This window comes from Paenibacillus sp. FSL R5-0908, assembly GCF_038006245.1.
GTDB lineage: Bacteria > Bacillota > Bacilli > Paenibacillales > Paenibacillaceae > Paenibacillus_AQ > Paenibacillus_AQ odorifer.
On sequence record NZ_JBBOUV010000001.1, the window covers coordinates 1312128 to 1336173 of the forward strand.

The following is a 24046-nucleotide window of genomic DNA, read 5'->3' on the forward strand; positions in this document are numbered from 1 at the left end:
CTCAATATTATTTCTGTAGATGATCACTGTTGCTAAAAATAAGCCGCACGCGGGTTCCTTCCCCGAGCCGGGACTGAATATCCACCTTGTGTTCGAGCCTGTTGCAAATCTCCCGGACGAGATACAGTCCCATTCCTGTCGATTCATGATAATGTCGTCCGCGGTCACCCGTAAAGTAGGGATTAAAGACCCGCTTCAGATCCTCAGGAGAAATGCCGATCCCTTGATCGGTAATATCCAGAATAGTGTCGGTGCCCACACGCTGAGCTGAGAGGGTAACGGTTTTGCCAGAACCGGAGGTATAGTTTACGGCATTAGTTAAGATTTGGGCCAGCATAAACATTAACCATTTGGCATCGCTATATACTGCTAGATTGGCATCCACCTGTACATCTACTTTTATGCCCCGGCGTATGAATAGTCTGCGATTTTCGGCTACCGCCTTACTAACGGTTTTGCGCAGAAGTAACGGTTCAACTTGAAAATCATTTTCAAATCGGTCAAGTCTTGAAGTGTAGATGACCATCTCCAGCCCTCCGCGCAGACGTTCCAGTTCCTCCTGAATACTTGCGGCAGCCTCCTCTTCAAGATCCTTTAGCGTAAGCTGAATTACAGAGAGCGGGGTCTTCATTTGATGAACCCAGCGATTCATGAATACGATATGCTGATCCATCTGGCGCGCATGCGCATTCACTTGCTCCTGATACTGGCGGTCAATCAGCTGCAATAACTCATGGATAGCTTCTGAAAGAGGAGTGTCTCCTAAGGAAACAAGATGTTTTTGGAGCATGTCCATAGGTTCGCTTAATGCTGCATACAATCTCCGGTGCTGAACGTATCGGTAGCCTAGATATAGCAGTAGAACTACGGTACTCAAGGCGATTCCATAAAGCATGATAGAGATAGGTCTGTTCTCACCAGACAGCCAATACAGCAAAGGGATAAGCAGCATCTGAAGCAGATAGAATAGGATCAGTGAGATCTGGTCTCTCCAAAAAAGTCTCATGGCGTATCCTTAGAGACATTAAGCCGATAGCCAGCGCCTCTTACGGTTTCCACAATGTCGCCAAGACCGAGATCCTTGAGCTTTTTGCGGACACGGGTTATGTAGACATTTAATGTATTGTCATCTATGAAATGCTGATCTTTCCACATGAGATCGAGCAGAAGCTCCCGGTTAACCACTCGTCCTTCCTTAAGCAGTAAAGCTTCCAGTAGAACCGCTTCCTTCTGGGTTAGCTCACTCGTGTGCCCGTCGTATTGGATCATATATCGTTCAGGATAGAGGATTAAACCTCCAGACTGGAGTTTATGCTCTTCTTGAGTCTGTGAGTATGAACCGTATGCTCTACGTATGTGGCTGCGGATTTTGGCAAGTACAACCTCATAGTGAAAAGGTTTAGTGATATAATCGTCCCCACCATTCTCAAGCGCCATCACCTGATCCATTCCACTATCCCGTGCAGAAATGAACAGAATCGGGCAGAGTGAGAGGGAACGGATCTGGCGGCACCAGTAGAACCCATCATATTTAGGCAGATTGACGTCCAGTAAGATAAGGTCAGCCGAGCTTTCATTAAAAGTCTCCAGCACCCTGTTGAAATCCTCTACAATAATTGTACGGAACCCATATTTCGATAGGTACGTGCTCAGCAAGCTTGCCAGCTTGGCATCGTCCTCTATGATTAGAATCGTCTCCATATTTTCACTCCTTTGTTCAGTTATACAGTAACATGGACAAGGAAAATTATGCAAAAAGAGTACTAATGATCAACTTAAGAATCCACCTAGATTTATCAAGGTGAATTTAGCTGATCTAAGTCTAGCTGACCTAGCTGGCCTAGCCTAGCTGGCCTAGCTGGCCTAGCTGTAGCTGGCCTAGCTTCAGCTGATCTAGCTCTAGCTGATCCAAGTCTAGCTGACTTAGCTGTAGCTGACCTAGCTGTAGCTGACCTAGCTTTAGCTGACCTAGCTCTAGCTGACCTAGCTCTAGCTGACCTAGCTCTAGCTGACCTAGCTCTAGCTGACCTAGCTCTAGCTGACCTAGCTTTAGCTGACCTAGCTCTAGCTGAATAGCTCTAGCTGATCCAACTTTAACCGATCTACCGCTAATCGATCCAAAACTAACTGATCTAAAATCTAACCGATCTAGATCTATGCAATCCAGATTTAGCTCAAGCGGATTATCCAGACTTAATTGCACTTTGTACACTTATTTCTGAGTAGATAGTCCCTAGAAGCCATTTAATTGCACTTCGTGCAACTAAAAAGGGTGAATCTAGTGGAATTAAAGGAAAACCCGAAATTTAACTGCACGAAATACAACTAAACTAACTTTTGAATGAGCATTCTGAGGAATAGTTGTACTAAATGCAGTTAACGGATGTGTGGAGCTCATAAAAATCGCTTGAAAATACTTGATCAGTGACTATTTCCTCCGGAAGAAGATCGCCCACTCCAAAACTTACTCTAATTGCACTTTGTACATCCTCCGGAAGAAGATCGCGCACTCAACAAACTTACTCTAATTGCACTTTGTACACTTATTTCAGCGTAGATAGTCATTAGAAACCGTTTAGTTGCACTTCGTGCAACTAAAAAGGGTGAACTCGGTGCAATTAAAGGAAAACCCGAAATTTAACTGCACGAAATACAACTAAACTAACTTTTGAATGAGCATTCTGAGGAATAGTTGTACTAAATGCAGGCCTGTTGATTAGCTAAATTATGGCAGGAAAAAACACTGCATTAGCTAAATAAATCCTCCACTCCGGTGGTAAAGTTTGTAAAGTAAATAACCGATCAAAGTCGGCGAATGTCAATTTAGCGCTTCCATGCACAACTGTATTTCCTTGCTCAAACAGGAATTTAAGCAAAACATAAATGAGTAACGCCGTGTACAACTGTCCATACACTGCATTTGGCGTTGTTCCAAATAATTTCGGAATGTTGAGATGTTGCTTGATCCAACGAAAAAAGACCTCAATCTGCCACCGTTTCTTGTAGATATCTGCGATTCGTTCGGCTGAATGCCAATGCAGATTTGTAGCGAGAATGACGGGATTGTCTTTCGGATCTTTTAGGATCACCACCCGAAACCTGTTCTGAGTGAGCGCCTTTGTCTTACCTAATTGGCAGGTCAGATCCTGTTCAATCGTTCCCGTAAAAGGGCTTTTTCGTTCTCTTGGGATCGGATTCTGGAAGGTCGTATTGTCACGAAGGCGAATTACAAAATATTGCCGATTTTCTTGCTCTTGATAGTTGTCAAATCCCTTATGCTTGCCATACGCTCGGTCTGCTACCAAAATATATCTCCAGTCCAATAAGTCTGGGCAACTCTTCAAATCAGGTTCATATCCCGTCGTTTCGGTGACTCTGTGCAATTCGCCGTGGTCTCCAACGATCCCTACGTGTAGCTTAACACCCGCTTTTTGACCTTTGTGTGGAGCCCAAGGCAGTCGTCCCAAACCTACCGTAATTGTGGTAGAATCAACGACCAGCAACTCTTTTGGAATACCAAGTACACGCCGAGTCTTTCGATTACACAACCCAATCATGAGATCCAGCAAACGCTTGAATAATTCAAAAGGAACGTCTTTGGCTTTTTTGGAGAGAGTAGAATGATCTACAGAACGTTGCCCACAAAGGGCCATCCGCTGTTCTCCGTCCCGGTATCCATCCCACTGCTGGAAGGCAGCTTCGCCCAAAAATAGAAACAAATCATATACCGTAAACTTTCTTGCCACATCAATATACTTCAGCTCTTTAAGAAGATGGAGTATCTTTTCCTCGGGAATCACCAATTGCAGAATATTTGATAATGAAGTAGACTTTCTCATGAGGTCGCCTCGTTTCGGATGTTTGTAGGGGTACAAACACTTTACCGAATGAGCGGCCTTTTTTCTACCTTTTATTGGTTAATCAACAGGCCTATACTAAATGCAGTTAACGGATGTGTGGAGCTCATAATTATCGCTTGAAAATACTTGATCAGTGACTATTTCCTCCGGAAGAAGACCGCCCACTCCAAAACTTTCTCTAATTGCACTTTATACACTTATTTCTGCGTAGATACTCATTAGAAGCCGTTTAATTGCACTTCGTGCAACTAAAAAGGGTGAATTCGGTGCAATTAAAGGAAAACCAGAAATTTAGCTGCACGAAATACAACTAACTATTTTTTTAAGTAACATTCTGAGGAAATAGTTGCACTAAATGCAGTTAACGGATGTGTGGAGCTCACAATTTCCACTCAAGAAATGTTTGTTTTGTGAACGTACGGATCATATTCGGTAGTATAAAATAATAATAACTAATTATGATATATGCTTCATTTTGCATCCCCCTTAATATGAAATTAAAGAGAGGGGCGCGGAAAATGAACATTAATTTTAGAAGCTACCGTTCAGAAGATCTGCTAAAGGTACGTCATTTTCTTATACAAAGTTACAGTAAGCTAAAGACTCCAAATACCTGGCTTATAGACCGCTGGGAATTTGTTGTTTTTTTTCAGGAGACGAGAAGTGGAACGCTGGAGCAATGGGAACAAAAAGTGGGCTTATGGGAGTATGAGAATGGAGAGCTTGCAGCTGTAGTATGCAGGGACGATGGGTTCTATTTTCAGTGTGCTGAGATGAATCCTCCGGAAAAATTACTTGAAGAAATGTTCGCTTTTGCTGAACAAAAAGCTGAGGAAGAGAACGGTGGTTACGTAGAGCTGTATGTGCCAATACCGGAAAATATGACTTCTGCGGCAGAGGTTGCTCGTAAGAGGGGGTATCATCAAACGGGTGGTAAGGAAAGCGTAAACTCCTTGCGATTGGATAAGCAATTTCCTGTGGAGCTCCCCTCTGGCTTCAGAATTTGCAGCGGAGATGAGATCGAGGTTACTGCAAAAGCGCTCGGACATATTATGGCCTTCGACTATGCAGAAACGGCGGAGGCAGAGCTCACGCTGCTGCATTATGGGAATATGAGTAACGCTCCAAGCTATAATCCGCAGCTCGATCTTAGCGTTGTGAATGACGCGGGTGAAGTGGTTTCCTTTTGTAATATTTTTTGGGACAGCAGCAATAGAATTGGTATTCTGGAGCCTGTAGGGACATCCATTAATTATCGAAAGCTGGGATTGGGACGGGCGGTCCTACACGAAGGATTTAACCGTTTAAAACAACTCGGAGCTAGTAAAGTTTATGTAGGTTCGATGCAGCCTTTCTACGAGAAATTGGGCTTTACTACAGAAGTTTGGTTGCAGGTGTGGGAATATTCAGGTCACACAGATTAAGTTGCTCCGGCTGCCCCCAACTCTGAATCTGTCAGCAGTACCTAAACTGGCAATATATTATGAAAAATCCCCTTGATGGTTAAGTCATCAAGGGGATTTTTGGGTTAAGCTCGGCAATCATATGCTGCATAGTAATCTCATACGTCGCACAGCAATTATACCGCCATAGCAATTATGCGCTGCAAACTACCTCTGATTGCACTTTGTACAATATTCTTAGTAGCCGTAGCCGTAGCCGAAGCCGAAGCCGAAGCCGAGCAGTAGCTGTAGCTGAGCCAAATCGCAAAGCTCAGCGCTCGCAACTAATCGTCTGCCCAGGAGATTTTATTGATATTTGACTACAATCGCATTGCTGATCTGACGCCCAGGGGACGTAAGATATTTGCCGTTATAGTAGAGCCCGCTGGATGCACCACCATCCAGATTCATGGCTTGATACGCTCCAGCTTGCTTCATCATTTCTGCCAGCTGTGGGATGGTGGCTCCACCAGTGGTCAGCAGAATGAGCTTATGGTCGCGTGTTAATCCGAGCGCGCTGCGTGCTCCGCCGCCGGTTAAGATTTTCGGATCTTTGAAGCCTTCTGCCGCGACATTAAGGGATACCTTACCGTTCACAAGAAGACGCGGACCGGCTTGAAGAGCTCCTTCCATAGAACCGGAAGCGAAGCGGCTTGTGAAATCCAGCCCAGGAATCAGTGTCGCCAGATGGTTGCTGTCATAGGTGAAAATCGTCCGGCGATCCCCGGAGCTGTTTTTAAGCATTTTTCCGCCGCTGACAATGTAGCCGTATGGAGCTTTGTATGCTCCTTTTGTATAGGCATCAAAAAATGTTCCGTTAATGGCAACTACGGCATTATTACGTTTAGCCAGACTGCTTAGGTCCTCCACTTTTCCAACCGTATTTCCAGCCAGTACGACATCAAGTTTCACCTTAGGATGCAGCAGGGACACTGTAACTGTCTGGGCTTTGAAGGATCTGCCGCCAACCTTGAAGGTTTTACTAGCGCTGACAACTGGTGACGAATCCGCTTTGATTAGTGCGCCGGACTGTACAGGAACAGTGGTTGCAATATCATTACTCTTAAGGGTTAATGAAGAGGCTTCCTTATCCCAAGTTAATTGAATGCCAAGCGTTGTACTGATAAAAGACAACGGGATATATACCGTGCCATTATCACTGAAAGCAAGATCAGTTAGTGTAACCGACTTTTCATTGACGAGCGCAGCGGTTTGACCTAATGTAAGCGTAATGGTGGAGTCTGCATTCGTAATGCTTATACGTTTTTCGTTAGGATTCCATACAGACTGTATACCAGTGAAGCTATTTAAGAGACGCAGTGGTATGTATGAATGGTTATTCTTGTCCACATAGACGGTGTTTTTAGGAACTGGTGTTGCACCAACAGTGGATGGGCAAGTGGCGACAAGTGGAATGAGCAGTAAGAAGGTAAGAAACAGAGTGGACCCTAGCTTTTTCATCATTAACAATTACTCCTTATCTTGTAGCTGTTGTAAAAAACGACAAGGTTTATTATACCTCATGTTCAAAAACTTGGATAACCTTTATTTTTAAATGTTCATAGGGTGAATCTGATAGAATATAGATTATATTATTTATATTAGTACTGAAATTGCACTGAGATTAGCACCATAACTAGCACAATATCCAGCATCACAACGGCCACTAGACTCAATAGCTAAAAGGAGATTTTTATGACTACAATAGGTTTAATTCGCCATGGAAGTACCGCGTGGAATAAAGAAGGCAGAGTGCAAGGGCATACGGATAATTCATTGGATGCTGAAGGTCTGCAACAGGCACAACTACTGGCTGAACGTCTGAGCACAGAACAATGGGATTACATATATTCAAGCGATTTACTCAGAGCGCGGCAAACGGCAGAGGTTATTGCAGAAAGATTAGGCCTTGAGATCACGGGTTTAGCGCCGGGCATTCGAGAGATGTATGCGGGACTTATTGAAGGAACTACGCAGCAAGAGCGGATTGAACGCTGGGGAACCGATTGGAAGACGTTAGATTTGGGTTTGGAAACTCCAGAAGCCAGCGAGCTCAGAGGCAGCGAAGTGATTGAAGAAATTGCGGCGAGACATCCAGGCAGTCATATTCTGATCGTTAGCCATGGTGCGATTTTACGCAGTAGCCTTAGAAGACTACTTCCAGAACTGGACGGCACAGTATTATTGAACAATACGTCAATTACGCGAATAACAAAATCCGAATCGGATGGCTCATGGAACTGCGAGTTATATAATTGTGCGCGGCATTTGGAGAAAGAGTAAGTGTTCAGATAATGTTCAGAGCTTTTTTATATATTGGTATCGCAGTACAGTAAGCTAATTATTTGTAGTTCAGAAGGATGTGCGAATTAAAGGTGGTAGAGGTTCAGATTTATTTACAAACGTTAATGTCCATTATCATCGCAGGGGTTGTAGGTTATTTAGTATTGAGATTTTACCGGGATGTTGCTAGTAAGGAACCAAAACAAAGAGCGGTTTATACGGGCCTTTCCATTATAACTATCGTCGTTGGATTGTGGGCAATGCATCAGCTAGGCAAAAAATCCTTAGAAGAAACTATAGAGGTCAATGGGGGGATTTTCACTCCGTTATTGATATACGCGCTTACGATAGCTGTTTTAATGTTTTTGCTTACACGGTTGAACCTTGTTTTGGCGGAAAGAGAGCAGCTTAAAGAACTTGCCTATAAGGATGGCTTAACGGGGCTGTTAAACAAGAATGGAATGGATCACTTTTGGGATCGCTGCAAAGTAAATGAGCAACTAGCTGTATTGTTTATGGATTTGAACCGTTTCAAATCCATCAATGACAGCTTAGGACATCATGTGGGCGATTTACTGCTGCAAGAAGTGGGAGGAAGGTTAAGTCAATTTTCCAGCAAAAGAAAACGCCATATTTTCCGTATAGGCGGTGATGAATTTGTGATCGTAGCTAAAGGCTGCAATCAGAAGGAAGCGGAGCAGTTAGCGGTGCAGATTCTGGAGAAGACGACCAGACATTATCAGCTGGGAGAGCACAACCTCTTTGTATCTGCGAGCATAGGCATCAGTATTAGTCATGGCAAGGTGGATCATTTCAGGCTGCTGCATGAGGCAGATACAGCGATGTACACCGCCAAACAGCTCGGTACAGGTCGTTATTCAGTTTATAAAAATTAGTTTGTTAAGTGTAAAATATAAGCGTCAGCCTTGGACATAAATAGATGTCTAAGGCTGACGCTTTTTTAGGCTCCCGGTGTGTGAAACTTGTGGGGCACTTGCTTGCGTCCCTTCATCAAGAAAAGGCAGAGCAGGGCAACCGCCATACTAATCGCTGCTACATAGAACAGGATGGAGTAATCAAAAATATCAATCATTAGCCCCAGCAAAGGTGGTGAGCTGATCGCTGCCAGTGAAGAGACCAAATAATACATCCCTGTTCGAGTACCAATACTTTCCTCAGTCCCCGTAGCAACAACATAAGGATAAGAGTTGATGTTGATACAAGCCCAGAAGATTCCTCCTGTCAGGAGCAACGCTCGAAGCACCAGCAGGTCCTGTGCAAACCCAACAAGCGCAAAGACCGTCATCAGGCCACATACGCCGACGATAATGATCTTCTTTTTCCCGAATCGCCCACCCAGCCAACCGCTCGGAATAGCGAACAGCACAAAGGCAAGGGAGAAGAAGGTAAGGGAGAAGGAGGCTGCTTGTTCACTGAGGCCCAGATGGTTTTTGCCATACAATGTAAACAAGGTTTCGACCCCTTGATAAGCTACAAACCAGAAGAAGATCGCTGCCAGTAGAAAGACTGTAGTACGATCCAGCTGGCCGCGAAAGGAGATTCTGGAAGGATTAACTACTGTCGCAGAAGGGCTCTCCGCTGTATCGGATAAAAGCATAGGGCTTTTATTCACACCATCCCGTTTTTCTTTGATGAAACGCGATACGATAAACAGACATAACAGGGTAATCAGTCCAGCAACGAGAAATGGCAGTGCAGGATTTGATTTATAGAGGATCGAACCCACGCCGAAAGCCAGAATTGATCCGAATCCACCCATGAAATTAATTAATCCGTTAGCCTTTGTACGCTGCTCTTCAGGTGTTATGTCGGGCATGAGAGCGACGGTGGGGGAACGGTATAAACTCATGGCTAAATTCATCAGCATCATAAATAAAAGCAGTGTAAATAGTCCGGTATGAAACGGAATCAGCATAGTCAGCACGGCAGCGAAGGGCATACCGATCATAAGATAAGGCATTCTGCGTCCAAAACGCGAGGTCGTGCGGTCACTCCGATTGCCGATCCAAGGCTGCAAGAATAAGGCGAAGTAATTATCAATCGTCATCATGAAGCTGATAAGGGCTACACTATGTACATATTTTTCGAGGAAAAAAGGTACAAATGCGTTATACAGACTCCATGTAATGCTGATGCTGAAAAAGCCGAATCCGAGCAGCCAGACTTTTTTCACACCATCACACTCCCTTGTCAGCCAGAAGTCCAGCGAGTAGGTCTGGATGATCGGTAATAATGCCTGATACACCCGCTTCAATTAAATATTTCATCCGCTCGGGATCATTAACGGTCCAAGGATGGTAGGCGACGCCATGCTTCGCAGCTTCTTCGACGAATTCAGGCAGTACCGCAAAATGATAAGCGTGCAACGCAGTCGCTCCAAGTGTAGCTGCATAATCCCAAGGACGATACAGGCCTTCCCCGTACAGAATTCCAGTTCTGATCTCCGGTGCCAGCGACTGACAGTAAGCTAGTGAATAATGGTTGAAGCTCGAAAAAATGACGCGATCGCTCATCTTGAAATCCCGTACGGCCGCGATCACTTTTTCCTCCATGCCCGGATATAAAAAAGTGCCATTTTTAAGCTCGATATTTAGTATGGTATCTCTACCTTGCAGCAGATCTAATAAATCTTCCAGCAATGGAAGGCGCTCACCTTTGAATTCAGGTCCGAACCATGAGCCTGCGTCCACCTCCAGCAGTTCTGCGAGTGTATGATCCTTCACATAGCCGGTTCCGCTTGTCGTGCGGTTTAGAGTTTCATCATGAATGAGGACTAGGCCGCCATCCTTGGTCATTTGTACATCAGTTTCTATTCCGGTTGCACCCAGCTCAAGACCTTTGCAAAATGCCGCCATAGTATTTTCTGGACACACTGCCGACGCTCCACGATGCGCAAAATTAATGATGTTGTTCATAAGTTATTGTCCCTCCAACTTTAGTGTTTGCTATGCCCCTATAGATGGGGGCTACTTGTCATATTCCACAGAGAGTAAAGAAACCCTGTCTGGAATTTTAAAATCAGTTGTTCATAGCGCCATAAGGGATTCGTTCCAAAAGTCCATCCTCATAGATGTTCCGCAGCTTCAGCTCGGGCATATGAATATAACCGATATAACAATCGCATACCTTCATTCGGCAGCTTCTAACCGCAGAGAGACCTTCGAGCCCATCACGGTAAAGATTGCCTATGACCCCTCTGTCCTTATAGCAGCGTTTCACAAGCCCAGCGCCCTGTACATAAAAAACATCTTTTCCTGCATTGCAGGCTTGGCCAAGGCTTTCATAATCCATAGCATTCACAGAAAAATGTGGATCAATCTCGCTAAGGAAGGCAAAATCCTCTGCTGTATAATAATCCGGTTTATCTTTGTAAGCATTGACCCATAAGTACACGTTCTCTGGTAATGCAGAGCGAAGTGAAGCTATCGCTGAAAAAGCGCTGCGTATTCCAACGCTTCCCACACTAAATGGAACGTCGTTCTCGTATAAAGTCAAACACTGCGACAGAAATTTATCCTCTCGCACTTGTCCGGGGTGGTAGGTGGCCCAAAAGGCCACTTTTTTACGATTCAGCTGGGAGATGAAATCCAGGTTGGCAGAAAGGTTGGTCTGAATCGCTACCTTCTCTACATGGTCCATATTGGAGAGAGCAATCATTGCTTCTTTGTACCAGCGATGAATTAGCCCTTCGCCATAGGGATTAAAAAATATAGAAAGCCGATGACCTGTCGCACCTTGCTCAGAGGCCCACGCTACAAAGGCTTCCAGCCCCTGGCGGTCCTTGGCGAGTGTAGCTGCGCTGTCTCTTGTTTTGCCAAAAGGACAATAGGGGCAATCATAGTTGCAGGACGTGAGGGAGCCGCGGTAGTAGAGGACCGCATTCATGGCAATACGAACCTTTCCATCTGCTCTCGGATCTCCCCAGAAATAAACCAATCCCCAATCGAATCAGAGTAACCCATCCCTTCGGTGGTAAGACGCAGGATGCCATCTCCCTCCTGCCCAAGACCGGAATGAAGCAGGTTGGACAGCTCAGGATAATCACTCCAGAGTGATTGATCGAAACGCTGGCTGTAATCTTCAAGCTTCAGCCCTTCGCTATGTAGAATCGCCTTCAGAATAAAGCGGCGTTTCTGTTCTTCAAGACTCAGCACAATTCCGTAATCCGCAGTATCGTAACGATCCGTCGCAATGTAATCAGCAATAATGCTCTCGGTTGCTTTACGGCTTACCCCATAACGGGAAGCGTAATGCACATGGCGGGTGTAGGATCTGGCTCCGCAGCCCAAGCCGACCATTCCTTCTTCTTGGCAACTATAATCGAGAATGGGTTTAGCTGTTCCGGCGTCTTCCTTGGCGAAACGACGCATGGAGTATTGGCGATATCCTCTCGCTCTAAGCAGCTGACCAGCGGCTTTGTAGCAGTCTAGGCGAATATCGTCCTGACGCTGGATATCACCAGGCTTCACAATCGTATGCTCTCGAGTGTAGAGCGGATAGATGAAAATTTCCTCTGGCTCAAAGCTGATCGCTTGATTGAGCGAATATAGCCAAGAGTCGACCGTCTGCCCCGGAAGCCCGTAGATCAGATCTAAATTTAGTATGGGAAAATCATATTTCCCCAGCAGCTCTAGTGCCCGATACACCTCATCCGGATTTTGTGGGCGATAGATGGCTGCCGATTCAGCTGCAACAAAACTTTGGATGCCCATGCTGACCCGATCCACCGTATACTCTTTAAGAATATTCAGCTTCTCTTCGGTAATCGTCTCCGGTGAAGTTTCCACTGAGATGGAGGCTGTATTTGTATCCAGTCCCATCGTATCAACGGCAATATGGAACAAGCGGCGGAGCTGATCTGCTGCCAGCAGGGTGGGAGTTCCACCGCCGATCGCAAAACGGGCATAAGGCCTGTGTCTGGTGAATTCCGCCCATTGCTTTGCTTGGCGTTCCAGTGCATCCACGTATGTGGCATGAACATTTGCACGTTTATCAGGCAGGGTAAATAGGTTGCAGAATCCGCAGCGTGCGCCACAAAACGGAATATGCATATATAGAAAGAAAGATTCCGCAGGCTCATCACGCCAGAGTGTTTCTAGCGGCATCGGAGGTTGCAAATCCCTGTAAGCCGTTTTGTGTGGATAGGAATACAGATAAGAACGGTAAGGGTGAGCAGTAATGCTGTCTTTCCACTTGTGAAGCTCTTCTAAAGAGAAGGACGATAACGTCATATCAGTTCTCCATCCTTTCCTTGTTATAAATATTATAAAATAAACTCCCGATAAGGGACGTTCCATACCGTCTCGTGGGCAAGGCGATGCCCCTGATAGCCATCTTCCCCATAAGCGGTTCCATGATCTGAAAAAGCCAGGCAGAAGACCGGATTGCCGCGTTCCCGGAACGCATCGAACAACCGGCCCAGTTCACCGTCCACATAACGAAGAGCGGCGCGCTGGCTGTCTACAGAGTCTTTTTTAGCACCAGGTACAAAATAATGATTTGGTCCGTGAATGGCAGAGACGTTGAGGAACATAAACAATCTTTGCTCGCTAGGAGTATCCTTTAGCAGCTTTAAGGCATGGTTCACCTGATGCTCTGTGGAACGCGGATTGGTCACACCGAAGGTCATCCGCCAGTAGCTTTGCTGGAAATAGCTTGGCAACACACGAGCGAGTGGATTTTTTTTGGTGAAGAAAATAACACCTCCAATACAAACCGTACGATAGCCCTCAGCAGCAAGTCCTGACACGATATCCGGCGTATCGAACAGCCATGTATGGGGATGCGTCTTCATGCCGGTGTTTCGGGAGTGGAACATGCGGATATGCTCAGTCTTATCCGTTGTAGCTGGAGTAGGCAAGAAGCCGCCGAAAAAAGCGTGATGGGCCGCATAAGTAAAGCTGCCGGGAGTATGTCTTTTCTCCCAGGGTCCCGTTCCGCACAGGTTCGGGCAGTTCGCTTCCTCCATAGTAGCTGCATCGTATCGAAGGGTATCAAGCGTGATCATTAGAATGTCATGGGTGCCAACGATAGTGTTCATATCCATTAAGAGGATCCTTCCTTTATAAGCGGTGTTGAGGGATGAGTAATATAGTCTCTGGCGGTCAATACCTTCATTTCCCATTCGTAGGTGCTGCAGCCACGGTATTTCACATCGTACAGCAAATCGCCAAAAGGATTAACATCGGCGACAAAACACTGCTGCGATCCTCCAGATATCAGCACGTCTATCCCGGCAACTCCAGAACGGGGAAATGCCGCCAGCGCTTGCAACGCGGTATTTCGTACCTGCTCCTGTATGAATTCTGATAGACCGGCTTCTGAAGGAGACATCCGCTGGCTGCGTAAATGCAGATTCGTAATTGGGGTGGAACTTACACGAGCAATTGCATGACAGGCCTCGCGGAGAACCACGAGCTGGCGGATATCGAAGGCTTTGCCGTTATGGCCGATCTTAGGGATCCATTGCTCGGCATAACCACCATGTCGATAAATCCAGTTAATAATGCCGGAGATCGTGGCGGTATCTGTGTACCGCCGCAGTTTACCGGAATTATAGTAAATGGGTGGTCGGGTGATATAATTCTCGACCCCCACTGTAGTTAAGGCAACTTCGGCACCTGTAACGGGATGGAGCTGATAGGCGATCACCCCGGAAGCGGCAGAGCCGAAGGCTAGCTTGATGAATACCCGGTGCATTCGCCGGGAGATCATCATCTCACGGAGAGAGGCATAGTCCGTAGGCTGCTGTTCCTCGCCTAATGGACGAGGAATAGTGATGCCTGCCTCACTCAGAATCTGTTGTGCCCGCCGTTTATCGGTCATGGCCGCAATGTCAGCGGGGTCATTTAACCATAGCGAACCTGGACAAACCTCTTTGACTTCGCGCTGTAGTCTAGCCAGCATGCGGCAATAACCGCGGAACCATTGCGAAGGATGATGCAGGACACCCTGCATCTCCTTCAATTGATGGGCTACCTTCACACGGAGTGGGCGCGGATCAGGTCTTTCAGCGTAGGGATGCAGCGAATCGTCAACATCAACGGCATCCGGTGCGCCGAGAGCGATCAATGCTCGTTCTACCTCAAAGCTGCTGCCAGGCGATTCCAATCTCAGCAGCGGAGGAGCCGCACTGAGATCTATGCCGTTATACACGACTGGCTGACTAGATAGCTGTTGCTTCTGCACTTTCAATAGATCACTTAACGATCTTCCTTGCAGGAACTCAGCATACGATAAAATGATGGCGGGTGGCATTCCGAGATCGGAACGCGCTTGCTGAATGCCGCTAGTTCGTTTATCTCCGGGAATACCAATAACGATCATTGGCCGCATGAGGGGCTCATTCTGTGATGGAAGGATAACGCCAGTCTTCCTCATCATCGCTTTCCTGCTTGTCGCTGACATCGACAGGCAATCCACTCTTTTGCCAGCGGCTGATCATCTCGTCAGACATATAATGATGGCTTAGGTTCAATGCCTTTAGTCCCTTGATTCTCTCGCTGGCTAGAAGCAACTCAGCCCCCTCGTCGCTGAGGGTACCTAGAGACAGATCTAGCGTATCCAACTGATCCAGAATTGGAGCATTTGCTACTGCACCGGCGATTTCATCTTGTATTTCGCTATTTTTTAATCCCAGATAGGTAAGTTTAGGGAACTTTCCTACTTCTAAAAGAGGTAGAATATCTGCGAGGCTTCCGTCAAAGCCGTAGTTATCTACGCCAAGATATAGTTCCAGCTTACGCAAATTCGGCAATTGGCTGGCTGCAATATTTTCAAGCACGGTTTTACTCAAGCCACCAGTAATAATAATTAGCTTTTCTAACTTGTCATGTTTTAGCTCTGAGAGGCTTAGCTCATTTCCACCTTGAATGGTGAGTGATTGTAATTCTGGAAAAGCAGGCAACAGCGGTGATAGATCGCTTTGGGTAATCCAAGAAATCTCGCACTCCTCATAACCCATCTCACCAATAAAAAGCTTGCGTAAAGCAGGGAAGCTTGCACTATGCGTAACCAGCGCATCCACAACCTCATCGGAGCTATTCTCGTAGGCTTGCCCCCAATCACCAATAATTAGGCTGGTTAGTGACGCACTTTCAGCGCTGCTGCTTAACTTCTCAATTGCTTTGCCAATTCTTTGACCTTCTTCGAATTCGTCGTATCCGATGCTAAGCTTTACTGCCGTCATGGGTGTTCCCTCCCGGAAAAATTTAACTTCGAAAATACCCTATCATCTGTAGCCGAGGGAGTCAAATAGCTGAATATAACTATAGTTAAACTCTCCATATTATTGAGGTGAAATTTTGTGGTAGGTTTATACTAGAGGCATTTTTATTTTTTTGGAAGGAGTTATTCGTATGAAGAATAAACTTCAGGAATGGATTATTGAGACGGATATAATTAAAATGCAAGAGGCTCTGGAAGCAGGTTTAATCAACTCAGAGGATATAGTTCAAGTGTATTTGGAGCGGATCCATAAATACGATATAGACATAAACTCTATTTTAGAAATAAATCCAGAGGTTATACAAATCGCGCGAGCACTCGATAAAGAACGAGCAGAAAAAGGGAGCCGGGGGAGCCTGCACGGTATTCCTATTGTATTGAAGGATAATATAGACACCGCGGATAAGATGCATACGAGTGCCGGTTCTGTAGCTTTAGCTGGATCAATTGCGGCAAAAGATTCATTTGTAGCGGCCAAGCTTCGATTGGCGGGGGCTATTTTACTTGGGAAGGCGAATATGTCGGAATGGTCTAATTTTATGTCTAGTACAATGCCTGCGGGATATAGCTCGCGGGGAGGGCTTGTACTGAATCCATATGGACCTGGGACGGTATTTGTCAGTGGTTCCAGCTCTGGGCCTGCGGCAGCTGTAGCAGCGAATCTGGCAGCAGCAGCGATCGGAACGGAAACCGCAGGATCTATTATCGGTCCAGCCAGCCAACATGCTCTTGTCGGAATCAAACCTACGGTGGGATTAGTCAGCCGTACTGGAGTCATTCCCATTTCAGTAAGTCAGGATACACCTGGCCCTATAGCTAGAACGGTTACAGATGCGGCAATTATTTTAGGGGCATTAACCGGAGTGGACGCCAACGATTCAGCAACATTTTCAAGCAAAAAATACGCTTATACAGACTATACTTCAAGTTTAGATAAAAGCTTTATACGACAAGCAAGAATAGGTATTCCACGGCATTATTATAAGCATTTAGACACTGAGAGGCTTGCAATTATGGAAGCAGCTATCTTGACCTTGAAGAATGAAGGGGCTACCATTATAGATCCTGTCACAGTACATGTTGAACAACAGAATTGGAATAATGATGTGATTTGTTATGAATTTAAAAAAGGGCTCAACCAGTATTTAGCACAAGTAGATGAATCCGTTCCGATTCACTCTTTGCAGGAATTGATAGCCTATAATGAAAGACATGCTGAGATTGCCTTGCAATATGGGCAAGACACCCTGACAAGATCAGAAGAAATAACATTAAGTGAAGAGGTCTATGAAGAGAAGAGACAAGAATACAAGGAATTAGCGCTTGAGCAAGGAATAGATTATGTGTTGGAACAATATAGTTTAGACGCGTTATTGCTGCCTGGTGATGTAGATGGCATGTATATTGCGGCACGCTTAGGTTATCCATTAGTTACCGTTCCGGCGGGATATGTATCTCAAGGCATTATTGATGCGGATGGGGATTCGACCAGGGGGCCTTTTGGTGTTGTTTTTTCCGGAAAAGCTTATAGCGAGCCTACGCTCATAGCCTTAGCATACGGGTTTGAACAAGCTACGTATCACCGGATTGCTCCTCAATTGGAGTAGAATTAGGCTAACTTAGAATAGAAGGAAGCGATCAGTTTGAAGTATTGCCTGGAATGTGGAACTGCGTTAGTAATGAAAGAAGCCGATGGGGAAGGGCAGGTACCTTATTGTAATGCATGTGAAATGTTCCGATTCCCTATTTTCAGTACGGCGATTAGTACAGCAGTATTAAACAGGGAGAAAAACAAGATTTTATTAATTCAGCAATATAATCGGCCAGACTACATATTACTCGCAGGATACGTGAACAAAGGTGAAGATGCGGAAACGACTCTCGTACGTGAGGTAAAAGAAGAGGTAGGACTTGATATTGTCGCTTATGAATATATGCGCAGCTTGTACTTCGCGCCATCCAATACGCTAATGCTGAATTTTATAGGTGTTGCAGATTCGGAGGACTTGAGCCAGGTGAGTACTGAGGTTGATCATGCTGAATGGTTTACCTTGGAAGAAGCCGCCAGAGCGATTAAAAAGAACAGCCTAGCCGAAACCTTCTTACTGGCGATTATCGAGAAATTGAACGCGGGACAGGTACAGGTCAATCCGGTAGCTGTTGGAGGAAAGTAAAAAGGAGCCGTGAGGCTCCTTTTTGTTGTTTCCATGCAAGGGGGGAATTATTTAAGCTTATACACACGAGCTTCATAAGGGCGAAGCTGAATTGTATTTAGTTCTTCTTCTGGATTTACCTCGTAGTTGGCAATGAGCAGTTCCTTCGTTTGAAATTTCACAGTGGAAGGAAGCTCGAAGGTCGCGGGCTCTCCGAAGAAATTCAATACAACCAGTAGCTGTTCTTCTCCAAGAGTACGCAGATAAGCATAGATTTGCTCGTTCTCTTCAGCCAAGATCGTATAGCTACCATATACGATAATTTCATGCTGCTTGCGCAGCTCAATAAGTCTCTTATAATAGTAAAAAATAGAATCAGGATCAGCCAGCGCCTGCTCCACATTAATTTCCTTGTAATTAGGATTTACGGCTAGCCAAGGAGAGCCCGTCGTGAAGCCTGCCTGCGGCTCGGCGTTCCATTGCATTGGCGTACGGCCATTGTCCCGGCCTTTAATGTAAATGGAGTTCATGATAGCTTCTTCCGAATGACCGGCAGCCAAGTATTCTTTATACATATTCAAGATTTCGATATCTTTGTAATCGTTGATAGAATTAAACTGTACATTCGTCATGCCGATTTCTTCGCCTTGATAGATGTAAGGTGTGCCTTGGAGCGTGTGCAGCAGTGTTGCCAGCATCTTGGCAGATTCTTTCGGATATAGCTTATCATCTCCGAAGCGGGATAACATACGCGGCTGATCGTGGTTGTTCATATACAGACTGTTCCAACCTTTACCGTCCAGCGCGACTTGCCATTTGGAAATGATGGACTTGATGTCCGCCAGCTTCCAAGGCTGCACATTCCATTTGCCTCCAGGTCCGGAATCGACGTCCATGAGCTCGAAATGGAATACCATGTTAAGCTCGTTGCGATCCTCGGAAACGTACAAGGAAGCCTCCTCGGGAGTGACATTAACGGCTTCGCCCACTGTCATGATATCGTACTTGGACAGGACCTCACGGTTCATTTCCTGCATATAATCATGTACGCGTGGTCCGTTAACGAAATAGTCTCCTCCGAAGTGGTACGTAGGCTGTTCTCCGTTATTTTCTGGGGCAACGCTAGGTAATTCTGGTACTTTGGAAATCAAGTTGATTACATCCATGCGGAATCCGTCAATACCCTTATCCAGCCACCAGGTCATCATATCGTAGACTTCCTGGCGCAGCTTAGGATTATCCCAATTCAGGTCGGGTTGCTTTCTCGAGAAGAGATGGAGGTAATATTCCTCCGACTTCTCATCGAATTCCCAAGCCGAACCGCTGAAGAAGGAACCCCAGTCGTTAGGCGTCTGTCCGTCTTGGCCCGGCCGCCAGATATAATAATCACGATAAGGATTATCCTTTGATTTGCGGGACTCCACGAACCAAGCATGCTCATCAGAGGAGTGGTTGACCACGAGATCCATAATCAGCTTCATGCCGCGGCTGTGAAGTCCAGCTAGCAGTTCCTCCCAATCAGAGAGTGTTCCGAAATCATCCATAATAGTTTGATAGTTACTGATATCATAGCCGTTATCGTCGTTTGGCGACTCATATACCGGGCATAACCAGACTACGTCGACGCCAAGCTGATTTAAATAATCGAGTTTCGAGATAATGCCTTGCAGATCACCGATGCCGTCCCCGTTACTGTCTTTGAAGCTGCGGGGATAGATTTGATAAACTACGCTTTCTTTCCACCATTTCTTATCCATGTATAACTCTCCTATCTCTCTATATAAATCTTAGTTATTTAATGGACCCTGATGTTAGTCCACTGATAATCCATTTTTGCGCGAACAAATAGACCACGAGCATCGGGGATAAAGCAAGCAGATACGAAGCAAAGGCTAAGTTGAAATCTGTGCTGAATTGACCTTGGAAGACATACTGTACAAGCGGAAGTGTGTATGAATCCTGATCACCGAGCAGAATCAACGGCAGCATAAAGTCGTTCCAAGTCGACAGACAAGAGAGGATACCAATTGTTGCACTGACCGGAGCAAGAAGTGGGAAAATAATCTTCCAGAATGTTCCGAATGTCGTTGCACCATCTACTGTGGCAGCTTCCTCTAGCTCATAAGGAATAGAGCGGATATAGCCAGTGTATACAAACACGTTAAAAGCCAAGCCATAAACAATGTATAGAATAATAAGACCCAGAATGTTGTTCATATGCAGATCCGTTGTCACTTTGACCACAGGCAGCATAATAATCTGGAAAGGAATAAACATTGCGCTGATAAAATAAAAGTAAAGCGCTTTGAAGAATTTTCGGTTCATATTGCGGGCAATCGCGTAGGCTACCATGGAGTTGGTAAGCAAGATGAACACTACTGATGTTATTGTGATCGTGGCGCTATTTCCTAAGGCGTTAAAGAAATTGGTTGCCTTAATGGCATTGGCGAAGTTCTCAAAATGCAGGCCAGTTGGCAGTGAAAAGATGGATTGAGCCATTTCCTCGGGATTTTTTAGCGCGATAGCAATAGTCATGTACAGCGGAAAAAGGATCAGTAGTGAGCCTAGCGCGATAAGAATCGTTGCAGGCCAGTTGCTTGATTTTTTGATCATAAGTCCATCTCCCGTTTCTGCAGAAATTTAAGCTGAAGGGCGGAGATCACAACGATCACGATAAAATAAATCACGGCGTTCGCCGATTGATAGGCAAATTCTCCGCCTTGGAAGCCGCCTGTATAGATTAAGTGGGCAATGGATTGTGTTGAACGTCCAGGTCCCCCACCTGTCAAGGCTACGATTTGGTCGAATACCATTAAGCCGCCTTTCATCGCCAGCACCATGTTGATCGTGAAGAAGGAAGCAAGCATTGGAAAAGTAATGCTCCAGAATTCTCTCCAGCGGCTAGCGCCGTCCAAATTGGAGGCTTCGTAAAGATCTTGCGGAATCGTCTGTAGACCTGCCAGATATAGAATCGTGTTATAAGCAATTCCCTGCCAAACGGCTACAATGACGATACCGATCCAGGCCCAATCGGAGTTGCCGAGAATGTTCTGCGAAAGGAATTCACTGCCAAGCTTCTCGCCCCAGATAGGGAATACATTTGCGAACAAATAGTTGAAAATAAAGCCGACAATCAGCACGCTGAGGATATTAGGCAGGAAATATACACCGCGGAAAAAGTTTTTGGCTTTAATCTTGGCGTTAAGTCCAAGCGCAATCAACAAACTGATGATGTTGATGAGAATAGTTGTTAAGATGGCATATTTAAAAGTGAACACATATGAATTCAGCACATTTTCGTCTTGAAAAATGTTAATGAAGTTCTTAAATCCTACGTAATCAAAGCTGTCACTGAAGCCGTCCCAGTTAGTGAACGAATAATAAATACCCTGCAGTGCAGGAAAGGTGTGAAAGGCAAAGAAAAGAAGCAATGCCGGTATAGTCATTAGATAAAAGGCGACTCGGCGTTTGGCCATCATGTAATCCTCCTTGGAAAAGAGAAAGAGAAGGGGGAATCCCGTTCTCTTTCTCGGCTCTTATTTGTCAGGTCTCGTTATTTCCGGTCAGCTACCTTATCCCATTCTTTATCAAGCTGTTTCAGGTACGCATCAACATCTTTCTTTTGCAGGAAGGCTTGATTGATGGTATCCACTTTCATTGCACTTGGGATGTAGTGGTCCGCAAAGTCGGCCAAGTTACCTGAGGTAAATGCTGCTTTGAAGCCGTCCATTGTTGGATCATCTTGTGTTACACCTTGCACAGCTGGGAATGCTTTTTGCTCGTTAATGTAGAGGCTAACATTCTCAGGCTGGAGCAGGAATTCAACGAATTTTTTAGCTTCTTCTTTATGTTTAGTGCTCTTAGAGATAGTCAACAATGTGTCTACGCCAGAAATGACCTTATTATTAGCAGCATCATTTGTCGCTGGGAAAGGGAATACACCAAGCTCAATGGATGGATTAGCCTTTACGATTTCTGGGATCGCCCACACCCCTTGCAGATACATTGCAGATTCACCTTTAGCGAAAGCTGTGTTGCCGTCATTGTAGCCTTTTCCAAAAATATCTTTTTGACCGAACTCCGTCAGCTTAAGCAGCTTTTCAGCAATTTCGGTGAAGCTGTCTGTGAAAGTCACCGTACCCTCAGTACGTTGCTTGAAGAAATCATTGCCTTTAATGATTGTAGAGAGAGAGTTGAACGGCGTAAGGGTTGTCCAGGAATCCTTAAGGGTCAGGTAAAAAGCATTTTTACCGCTGTCCTTGAACTTTTGAGCGACGGCAATGAACTCATCCCAAGTGGTTGGCACGGTAACGCCGGCTTCAGTGAACATCGCTTTATTGTAAATGACACCACTTGCGTTCGAAGAGAATGGAAGACCATTCAGCTCGCTCGAACCCGTCAGGTCTTTCAGCATTTGAACATAAGCAGGCTGGATATTTTCAGCAAGTGGATCACTGGAGAAGTCTTCAAACAGACCACTTCCGGATAATGTTTTGTAGGTGTCAGTGGCTCCGATACCCACTACGTCAGGGATGTCTTTTTTAGCTGCACGAGTCTTCAGCACGGTTTCGGCATCCGGTGGGTTCACTTGAGTGACTACGATGTTCGGATTGGCTTCATTAAATTTCGCAACCAGCTTGTCGAAGGTAGCTTTAGCTTCGGTCTTATTTTGGAAAAACTCGATTTTCACTTTGTCACCGGAGGAGTTCCCGCCGCTAGATGTGTTGTCAGCCGCATTGTTACCACTATTGCTACCGCAGGCGCTAAGCACGGACATTGCCAGTAGACTAACCATTACGGGTTTAATTGTTTTTTTCATGATAAATCCTCCTAATAGTGTGTTGGTATTATGATGAATTTGGTAAGGGTAAACGTTTACGTTGACTGCAAACTTAAATGATGTTCATGTTCTTCTAAGCGACGGGTATGCAATAAAGTGGACGGTAAACGTTTACGTTGACTGCAAACTTAAATGATGTTCATGTTCTTCTAAGCGACGGGTATGCAATAAAGTGGACGGTAAACGTTTACGTAATATTGATAAAAAGACTTAGGTAAGCGATCTTACCGTTTGTCTTTCCACAATTGTGTGATCGACAATCTGGCTGTTGACAGACTCACCTGTTTCAATCATCTGAATGAGCTTCTCCACGGCGATCTTTCCAATATCGTACAGCGGTTGGCGTACTGTTGTTAAAGGCGGAATAACCATTTTGGCTAATCCAAGATCGTCATATCCCATAATGGAGATATCCTCGGGCACACTTAGACCATTTTTGATAACGGTGGAGAGGGCACCAATCGCCATTTCATCACTAGCACAAAAAACGGCAGTCACATCAGGCGCTTGCTCCAAAAGAGTCTCCATAGCTATACTTCCGCTCTCATACAAAAAATCTCCATAAGCAAGATAGCGGCTGTCAAAAGGAATGCCATTTGCTTCAAGCGCATGCTTATAACCTTCTGCTCTTGGCGCACCAGCGATAAGATCGCTAGGGTTTCCACTAATCATGGCTATTTTGCGGTGACCTTTTGAAATTAAGTAGAGGATAGCGTCAAAAGCTGCTCGATAATCATCTACTTTCACATAAGGGACCTTGGCGAATTCTGTTTGGGAAGAGACCAATACAACGGGGATCCTCATGGTTTCGAGCACATCGTAATATTCTTTCTTAAGGACTTCACTAGAAAAAATAATGCCATCAACCTGTTTCTCTCTCAGGAGCTGCAAATACTTCAACGTTCTTTTACCGTCCTGATCGGTATTGCATACCATCACACTGTAGTTCCGGTCATTGGCCAATTCTTCAATACCCTTGAGCAGATCGGAAGAGAAGGCACCAGAAACACTAGGGAACATAACACCAATGGTTTGTGTACGCTTATTGATTAGACCCCGGGCAATCGCATTGGGTTGATAACCAATTTCTTTGATCGCCTCATTTACCTTTTGTTTCGTTTTGTCCGAATACCCACTTAAATTGTTTAGCACGCGAGAGACTGTGGCAATGGAGACGTTCGCTTTCTGTGCAACATCTTTAATCGTTGGGTTCATTCCTAT

22 protein-coding genes are annotated in these 24046 nt (G+C 45.3%); 5 read left to right on the top strand and 17 right to left on the bottom strand.

Annotation, left to right across the window (positions count from 1 at the left end):
• Window positions 1-7 precede the first annotated feature (7 nt).
• The 4 genes from MKZ09_RS05830 to MKZ09_RS05845 form a co-directional block, all read right to left on the bottom strand.
• Window positions 8-1006 (bottom strand): sensor histidine kinase, encoded by a 999-nt coding sequence (locus MKZ09_RS05830; protein ID WP_076208510.1) that lies wholly within the window; start codon window positions 1004-1006, stop codon window positions 8-10.
• Window positions 1003-1701, bottom strand: a complete 699-nt coding sequence (locus MKZ09_RS05835; RefSeq protein ID WP_076138722.1) for a response regulator transcription factor — start codon at window positions 1699-1701, stop codon at window positions 1003-1005. The genes MKZ09_RS05830 and MKZ09_RS05835 overlap by 4 nt, the downstream gene beginning before the upstream one ends.
• 139 nt (window positions 1702-1840) lie before the next feature.
• Complete coding sequence (locus MKZ09_RS05840; RefSeq protein WP_076208509.1) at window positions 1841-2203, bottom strand: hypothetical protein; 363 nt, start codon at window positions 2201-2203, stop codon at window positions 1841-1843.
• Window positions 2204-2720: 517 nt separating this feature from the next.
• Window positions 2721-3839: an IS4 family transposase gene (locus tag MKZ09_RS05845; protein ID WP_076137728.1), complete on the bottom strand. Its 1119-nt coding sequence runs from the start codon at window positions 3837-3839 to the stop codon at window positions 2721-2723.
• Window positions 3840-4378: 539 nt separating this feature from the next.
• On the opposite strand from MKZ09_RS05845, the gene MKZ09_RS05850 reads away from it, so the two are divergent.
• Window positions 4379-5284 carry a GNAT family N-acetyltransferase gene (locus tag MKZ09_RS05850; RefSeq protein ID WP_076207683.1) on the top strand — a complete coding sequence of 302 codons (906 nt, stop codon included), beginning with the start codon at window positions 4379-4381 and terminating at the stop codon, window positions 5282-5284.
• 324 nt (window positions 5285-5608) lie between these two features.
• Here the strand turns inward: MKZ09_RS05850 and MKZ09_RS05855 are convergent, their stop codons facing one another.
• On the bottom strand, window positions 5609-6763 hold the full coding sequence (locus MKZ09_RS05855; protein WP_076207774.1) for a phosphodiester glycosidase family protein: 1155 nt from the start codon (window positions 6761-6763) through the stop codon (window positions 5609-5611).
• A gap of 234 nt (window positions 6764-6997) precedes the next feature.
• Here MKZ09_RS05855 and MKZ09_RS05860 point away from each other — a divergent pair, with 234 nt between their 5' ends.
• Together MKZ09_RS05860 and MKZ09_RS05865 are read left to right on the top strand one after the other, a co-directional pair.
• Window positions 6998-7585 carry a histidine phosphatase family protein gene (locus tag MKZ09_RS05860; RefSeq protein WP_038568983.1) on the top strand — a complete coding sequence of 196 codons (588 nt, stop codon included), beginning with the start codon at window positions 6998-7000 and terminating at the stop codon, window positions 7583-7585.
• Between the two features lie 77 nt (window positions 7586-7662).
• The gene (locus MKZ09_RS05865; protein ID WP_081387703.1) at window positions 7663-8481 is read left to right on the top strand and encodes a GGDEF domain-containing protein; all 819 of its coding nucleotides are present in this window, start codon (window positions 7663-7665) and stop codon (window positions 8479-8481) included.
• A gap of 65 nt (window positions 8482-8546) precedes the next feature.
• Here MKZ09_RS05865 and MKZ09_RS05870 read toward each other — a convergent pair whose 3' ends face one another.
• The 7 genes from MKZ09_RS05870 to MKZ09_RS05900 all read right to left on the bottom strand — a co-directional run bounded on the left by MKZ09_RS05870 (window position 8547) and on the right by MKZ09_RS05900 (window position 15794).
• A complete protein-coding gene (locus tag MKZ09_RS05870; RefSeq protein ID WP_076207685.1) occupies window positions 8547-9779 on the bottom strand; it encodes an SLC45 family MFS transporter in 1233 nt (410 codons plus the stop codon).
• A gap of 4 nt (window positions 9780-9783) precedes the next feature.
• Window positions 9784-10521 (bottom strand): glycerophosphodiester phosphodiesterase, encoded by a 738-nt coding sequence (locus MKZ09_RS05875; protein WP_076207688.1) that lies wholly within the window; start codon window positions 10519-10521, stop codon window positions 9784-9786.
• A gap of 103 nt (window positions 10522-10624) precedes the next feature.
• Entirely contained in the window at window positions 10625-11491 is an 867-nt protein-coding gene (locus tag MKZ09_RS05880) for an STM4011 family radical SAM protein (RefSeq protein ID WP_076207690.1), read from the bottom strand.
• Window positions 11488-12837 carry an STM4012 family radical SAM protein gene (locus tag MKZ09_RS05885; protein ID WP_076207693.1) on the bottom strand — a complete coding sequence of 450 codons (1350 nt, stop codon included), beginning with the start codon at window positions 12835-12837 and terminating at the stop codon, window positions 11488-11490. The genes MKZ09_RS05880 and MKZ09_RS05885 overlap by 4 nt, the downstream gene beginning before the upstream one ends.
• Before the next feature lie 32 nt (window positions 12838-12869).
• Entirely contained in the window at window positions 12870-13652 is a 783-nt protein-coding gene (locus tag MKZ09_RS05890; protein ID WP_038568987.1) for an STM4013/SEN3800 family hydrolase, read from the bottom strand.
• Complete coding sequence (locus tag MKZ09_RS05895; protein ID WP_256719291.1) at window positions 13652-14989, bottom strand: STM4014 family protein; 1338 nt, start codon at window positions 14987-14989, stop codon at window positions 13652-13654. The genes MKZ09_RS05890 and MKZ09_RS05895 overlap by 1 nt, the downstream gene beginning before the upstream one ends.
• The gene (locus MKZ09_RS05900; protein ID WP_076137718.1) at window positions 14949-15794 is read right to left on the bottom strand and encodes an STM4015 family protein; all 846 of its coding nucleotides are present in this window, start codon (window positions 15792-15794) and stop codon (window positions 14949-14951) included. The genes MKZ09_RS05895 and MKZ09_RS05900 overlap by 41 nt, the downstream gene beginning before the upstream one ends.
• A 169-nt stretch (window positions 15795-15963) precedes the next feature.
• Between MKZ09_RS05900 and MKZ09_RS05905 the strand changes: the two genes are divergently transcribed.
• Together MKZ09_RS05905 and MKZ09_RS05910 are read left to right on the top strand one after the other, a co-directional pair.
• The gene (locus tag MKZ09_RS05905) at window positions 15964-17439 is read left to right on the top strand and encodes an amidase family protein (protein WP_076207698.1); all 1476 of its coding nucleotides are present in this window, start codon (window positions 15964-15966) and stop codon (window positions 17437-17439) included.
• Window positions 17440-17475: 36 nt separating this feature from the next.
• Window positions 17476-18006 (top strand): NAD(+) diphosphatase, encoded by a 531-nt coding sequence (locus tag MKZ09_RS05910; RefSeq protein WP_076104689.1) that lies wholly within the window; start codon window positions 17476-17478, stop codon window positions 18004-18006.
• A gap of 47 nt (window positions 18007-18053) precedes the next feature.
• Here MKZ09_RS05910 and MKZ09_RS05915 read toward each other — a convergent pair whose 3' ends face one another.
• From MKZ09_RS05915 to MKZ09_RS05935, 5 genes are all read right to left on the bottom strand, one after another.
• A complete protein-coding gene (locus tag MKZ09_RS05915) occupies window positions 18054-19742 on the bottom strand; it encodes a glycoside hydrolase family 13 protein (RefSeq protein WP_076207700.1) in 1689 nt (562 codons plus the stop codon).
• A gap of 34 nt (window positions 19743-19776) precedes the next feature.
• A complete protein-coding gene (locus MKZ09_RS05920) occupies window positions 19777-20598 on the bottom strand; it encodes a carbohydrate ABC transporter permease (RefSeq protein WP_172628781.1) in 822 nt (273 codons plus the stop codon).
• A complete protein-coding gene (locus tag MKZ09_RS05925; RefSeq protein WP_038568998.1) occupies window positions 20595-21461 on the bottom strand; it encodes a carbohydrate ABC transporter permease in 867 nt (288 codons plus the stop codon). Before MKZ09_RS05925 ends, MKZ09_RS05920 begins: the two co-directional genes overlap by 4 nt.
• A gap of 77 nt (window positions 21462-21538) precedes the next feature.
• Complete coding sequence (locus tag MKZ09_RS05930; protein ID WP_076207703.1) at window positions 21539-22804, bottom strand: ABC transporter substrate-binding protein; 1266 nt, start codon at window positions 22802-22804, stop codon at window positions 21539-21541.
• A 231-nt stretch (window positions 22805-23035) separates the two neighbouring features.
• A complete protein-coding gene (locus MKZ09_RS05935; protein ID WP_076137710.1) occupies window positions 23036-24040 on the bottom strand; it encodes a LacI family DNA-binding transcriptional regulator in 1005 nt (334 codons plus the stop codon).
• Window positions 24041-24046 lie beyond the last annotated feature (6 nt).

Coding starts and splice junctions, on each gene's coding strand:
- MKZ09_RS05830 (WP_076208510.1), bottom strand. CDS start 1,006: ATGAGACTTTTTTGGAGAGACCAGATCTCACTGATCCTATTCTATCTG.
- MKZ09_RS05835 (WP_076138722.1), bottom strand. CDS start 1,701: ATGGAGACGATTCTAATCATAGAGGACGATGCCAAGCTGGCAAGCTTG.
- MKZ09_RS05845 (WP_076137728.1), bottom strand. CDS start 3,839: ATGAGAAAGTCTACTTCATTATCAAATATTCTGCAATTGGTGATTCCC.
- MKZ09_RS05850 (WP_076207683.1), top strand. CDS start 4,379: ATGAACATTAATTTTAGAAGCTACCGTTCAGAAGATCTGCTAAAGGTA.
- MKZ09_RS05855 (WP_076207774.1), bottom strand. CDS start 6,763: ATGAAAAAGCTAGGGTCCACTCTGTTTCTTACCTTCTTACTGCTCATT.
- MKZ09_RS05860 (WP_038568983.1), top strand. CDS start 6,998: ATGACTACAATAGGTTTAATTCGCCATGGAAGTACCGCGTGGAATAAA.
- MKZ09_RS05865 (WP_081387703.1), top strand. CDS start 7,663: ATGTGCGAATTAAAGGTGGTAGAGGTTCAGATTTATTTACAAACGTTA.
- MKZ09_RS05875 (WP_076207688.1), bottom strand. CDS start 10,521: ATGAACAACATCATTAATTTTGCGCATCGTGGAGCGTCGGCAGTGTGT.
- MKZ09_RS05880 (WP_076207690.1), bottom strand. CDS start 11,491: ATGAATGCGGTCCTCTACTACCGCGGCTCCCTCACGTCCTGCAACTAT.
- MKZ09_RS05885 (WP_076207693.1), bottom strand. CDS start 12,837: ATGACGTTATCGTCCTTCTCTTTAGAAGAGCTTCACAAGTGGAAAGAC.
- MKZ09_RS05890 (WP_038568987.1), bottom strand. CDS start 13,652: ATGGATATGAACACTATCGTTGGCACCCATGACATTCTAATGATCACG.
- MKZ09_RS05895 (WP_256719291.1), bottom strand. CDS start 14,989: ATGATGAGGAAGACTGGCGTTATCCTTCCATCACAGAATGAGCCCCTC.
- MKZ09_RS05900 (WP_076137718.1), bottom strand. CDS start 15,794: ATGACGGCAGTAAAGCTTAGCATCGGATACGACGAATTCGAAGAAGGT.
- MKZ09_RS05905 (WP_076207698.1), top strand. CDS start 15,964: ATGAAGAATAAACTTCAGGAATGGATTATTGAGACGGATATAATTAAA.
- MKZ09_RS05915 (WP_076207700.1), bottom strand. CDS start 19,742: ATGGATAAGAAATGGTGGAAAGAAAGCGTAGTTTATCAAATCTATCCC.
- MKZ09_RS05920 (WP_172628781.1), bottom strand. CDS start 20,598: ATGATCAAAAAATCAAGCAACTGGCCTGCAACGATTCTTATCGCGCTA.
- MKZ09_RS05925 (WP_038568998.1), bottom strand. CDS start 21,461: ATGGCCAAACGCCGAGTCGCCTTTTATCTAATGACTATACCGGCATTG.
- MKZ09_RS05930 (WP_076207703.1), bottom strand. CDS start 22,804: ATGAAAAAAACAATTAAACCCGTAATGGTTAGTCTACTGGCAATGTCC.
- MKZ09_RS05935 (WP_076137710.1), bottom strand. CDS start 24,040: ATGAACCCAACGATTAAAGATGTTGCACAGAAAGCGAACGTCTCCATT.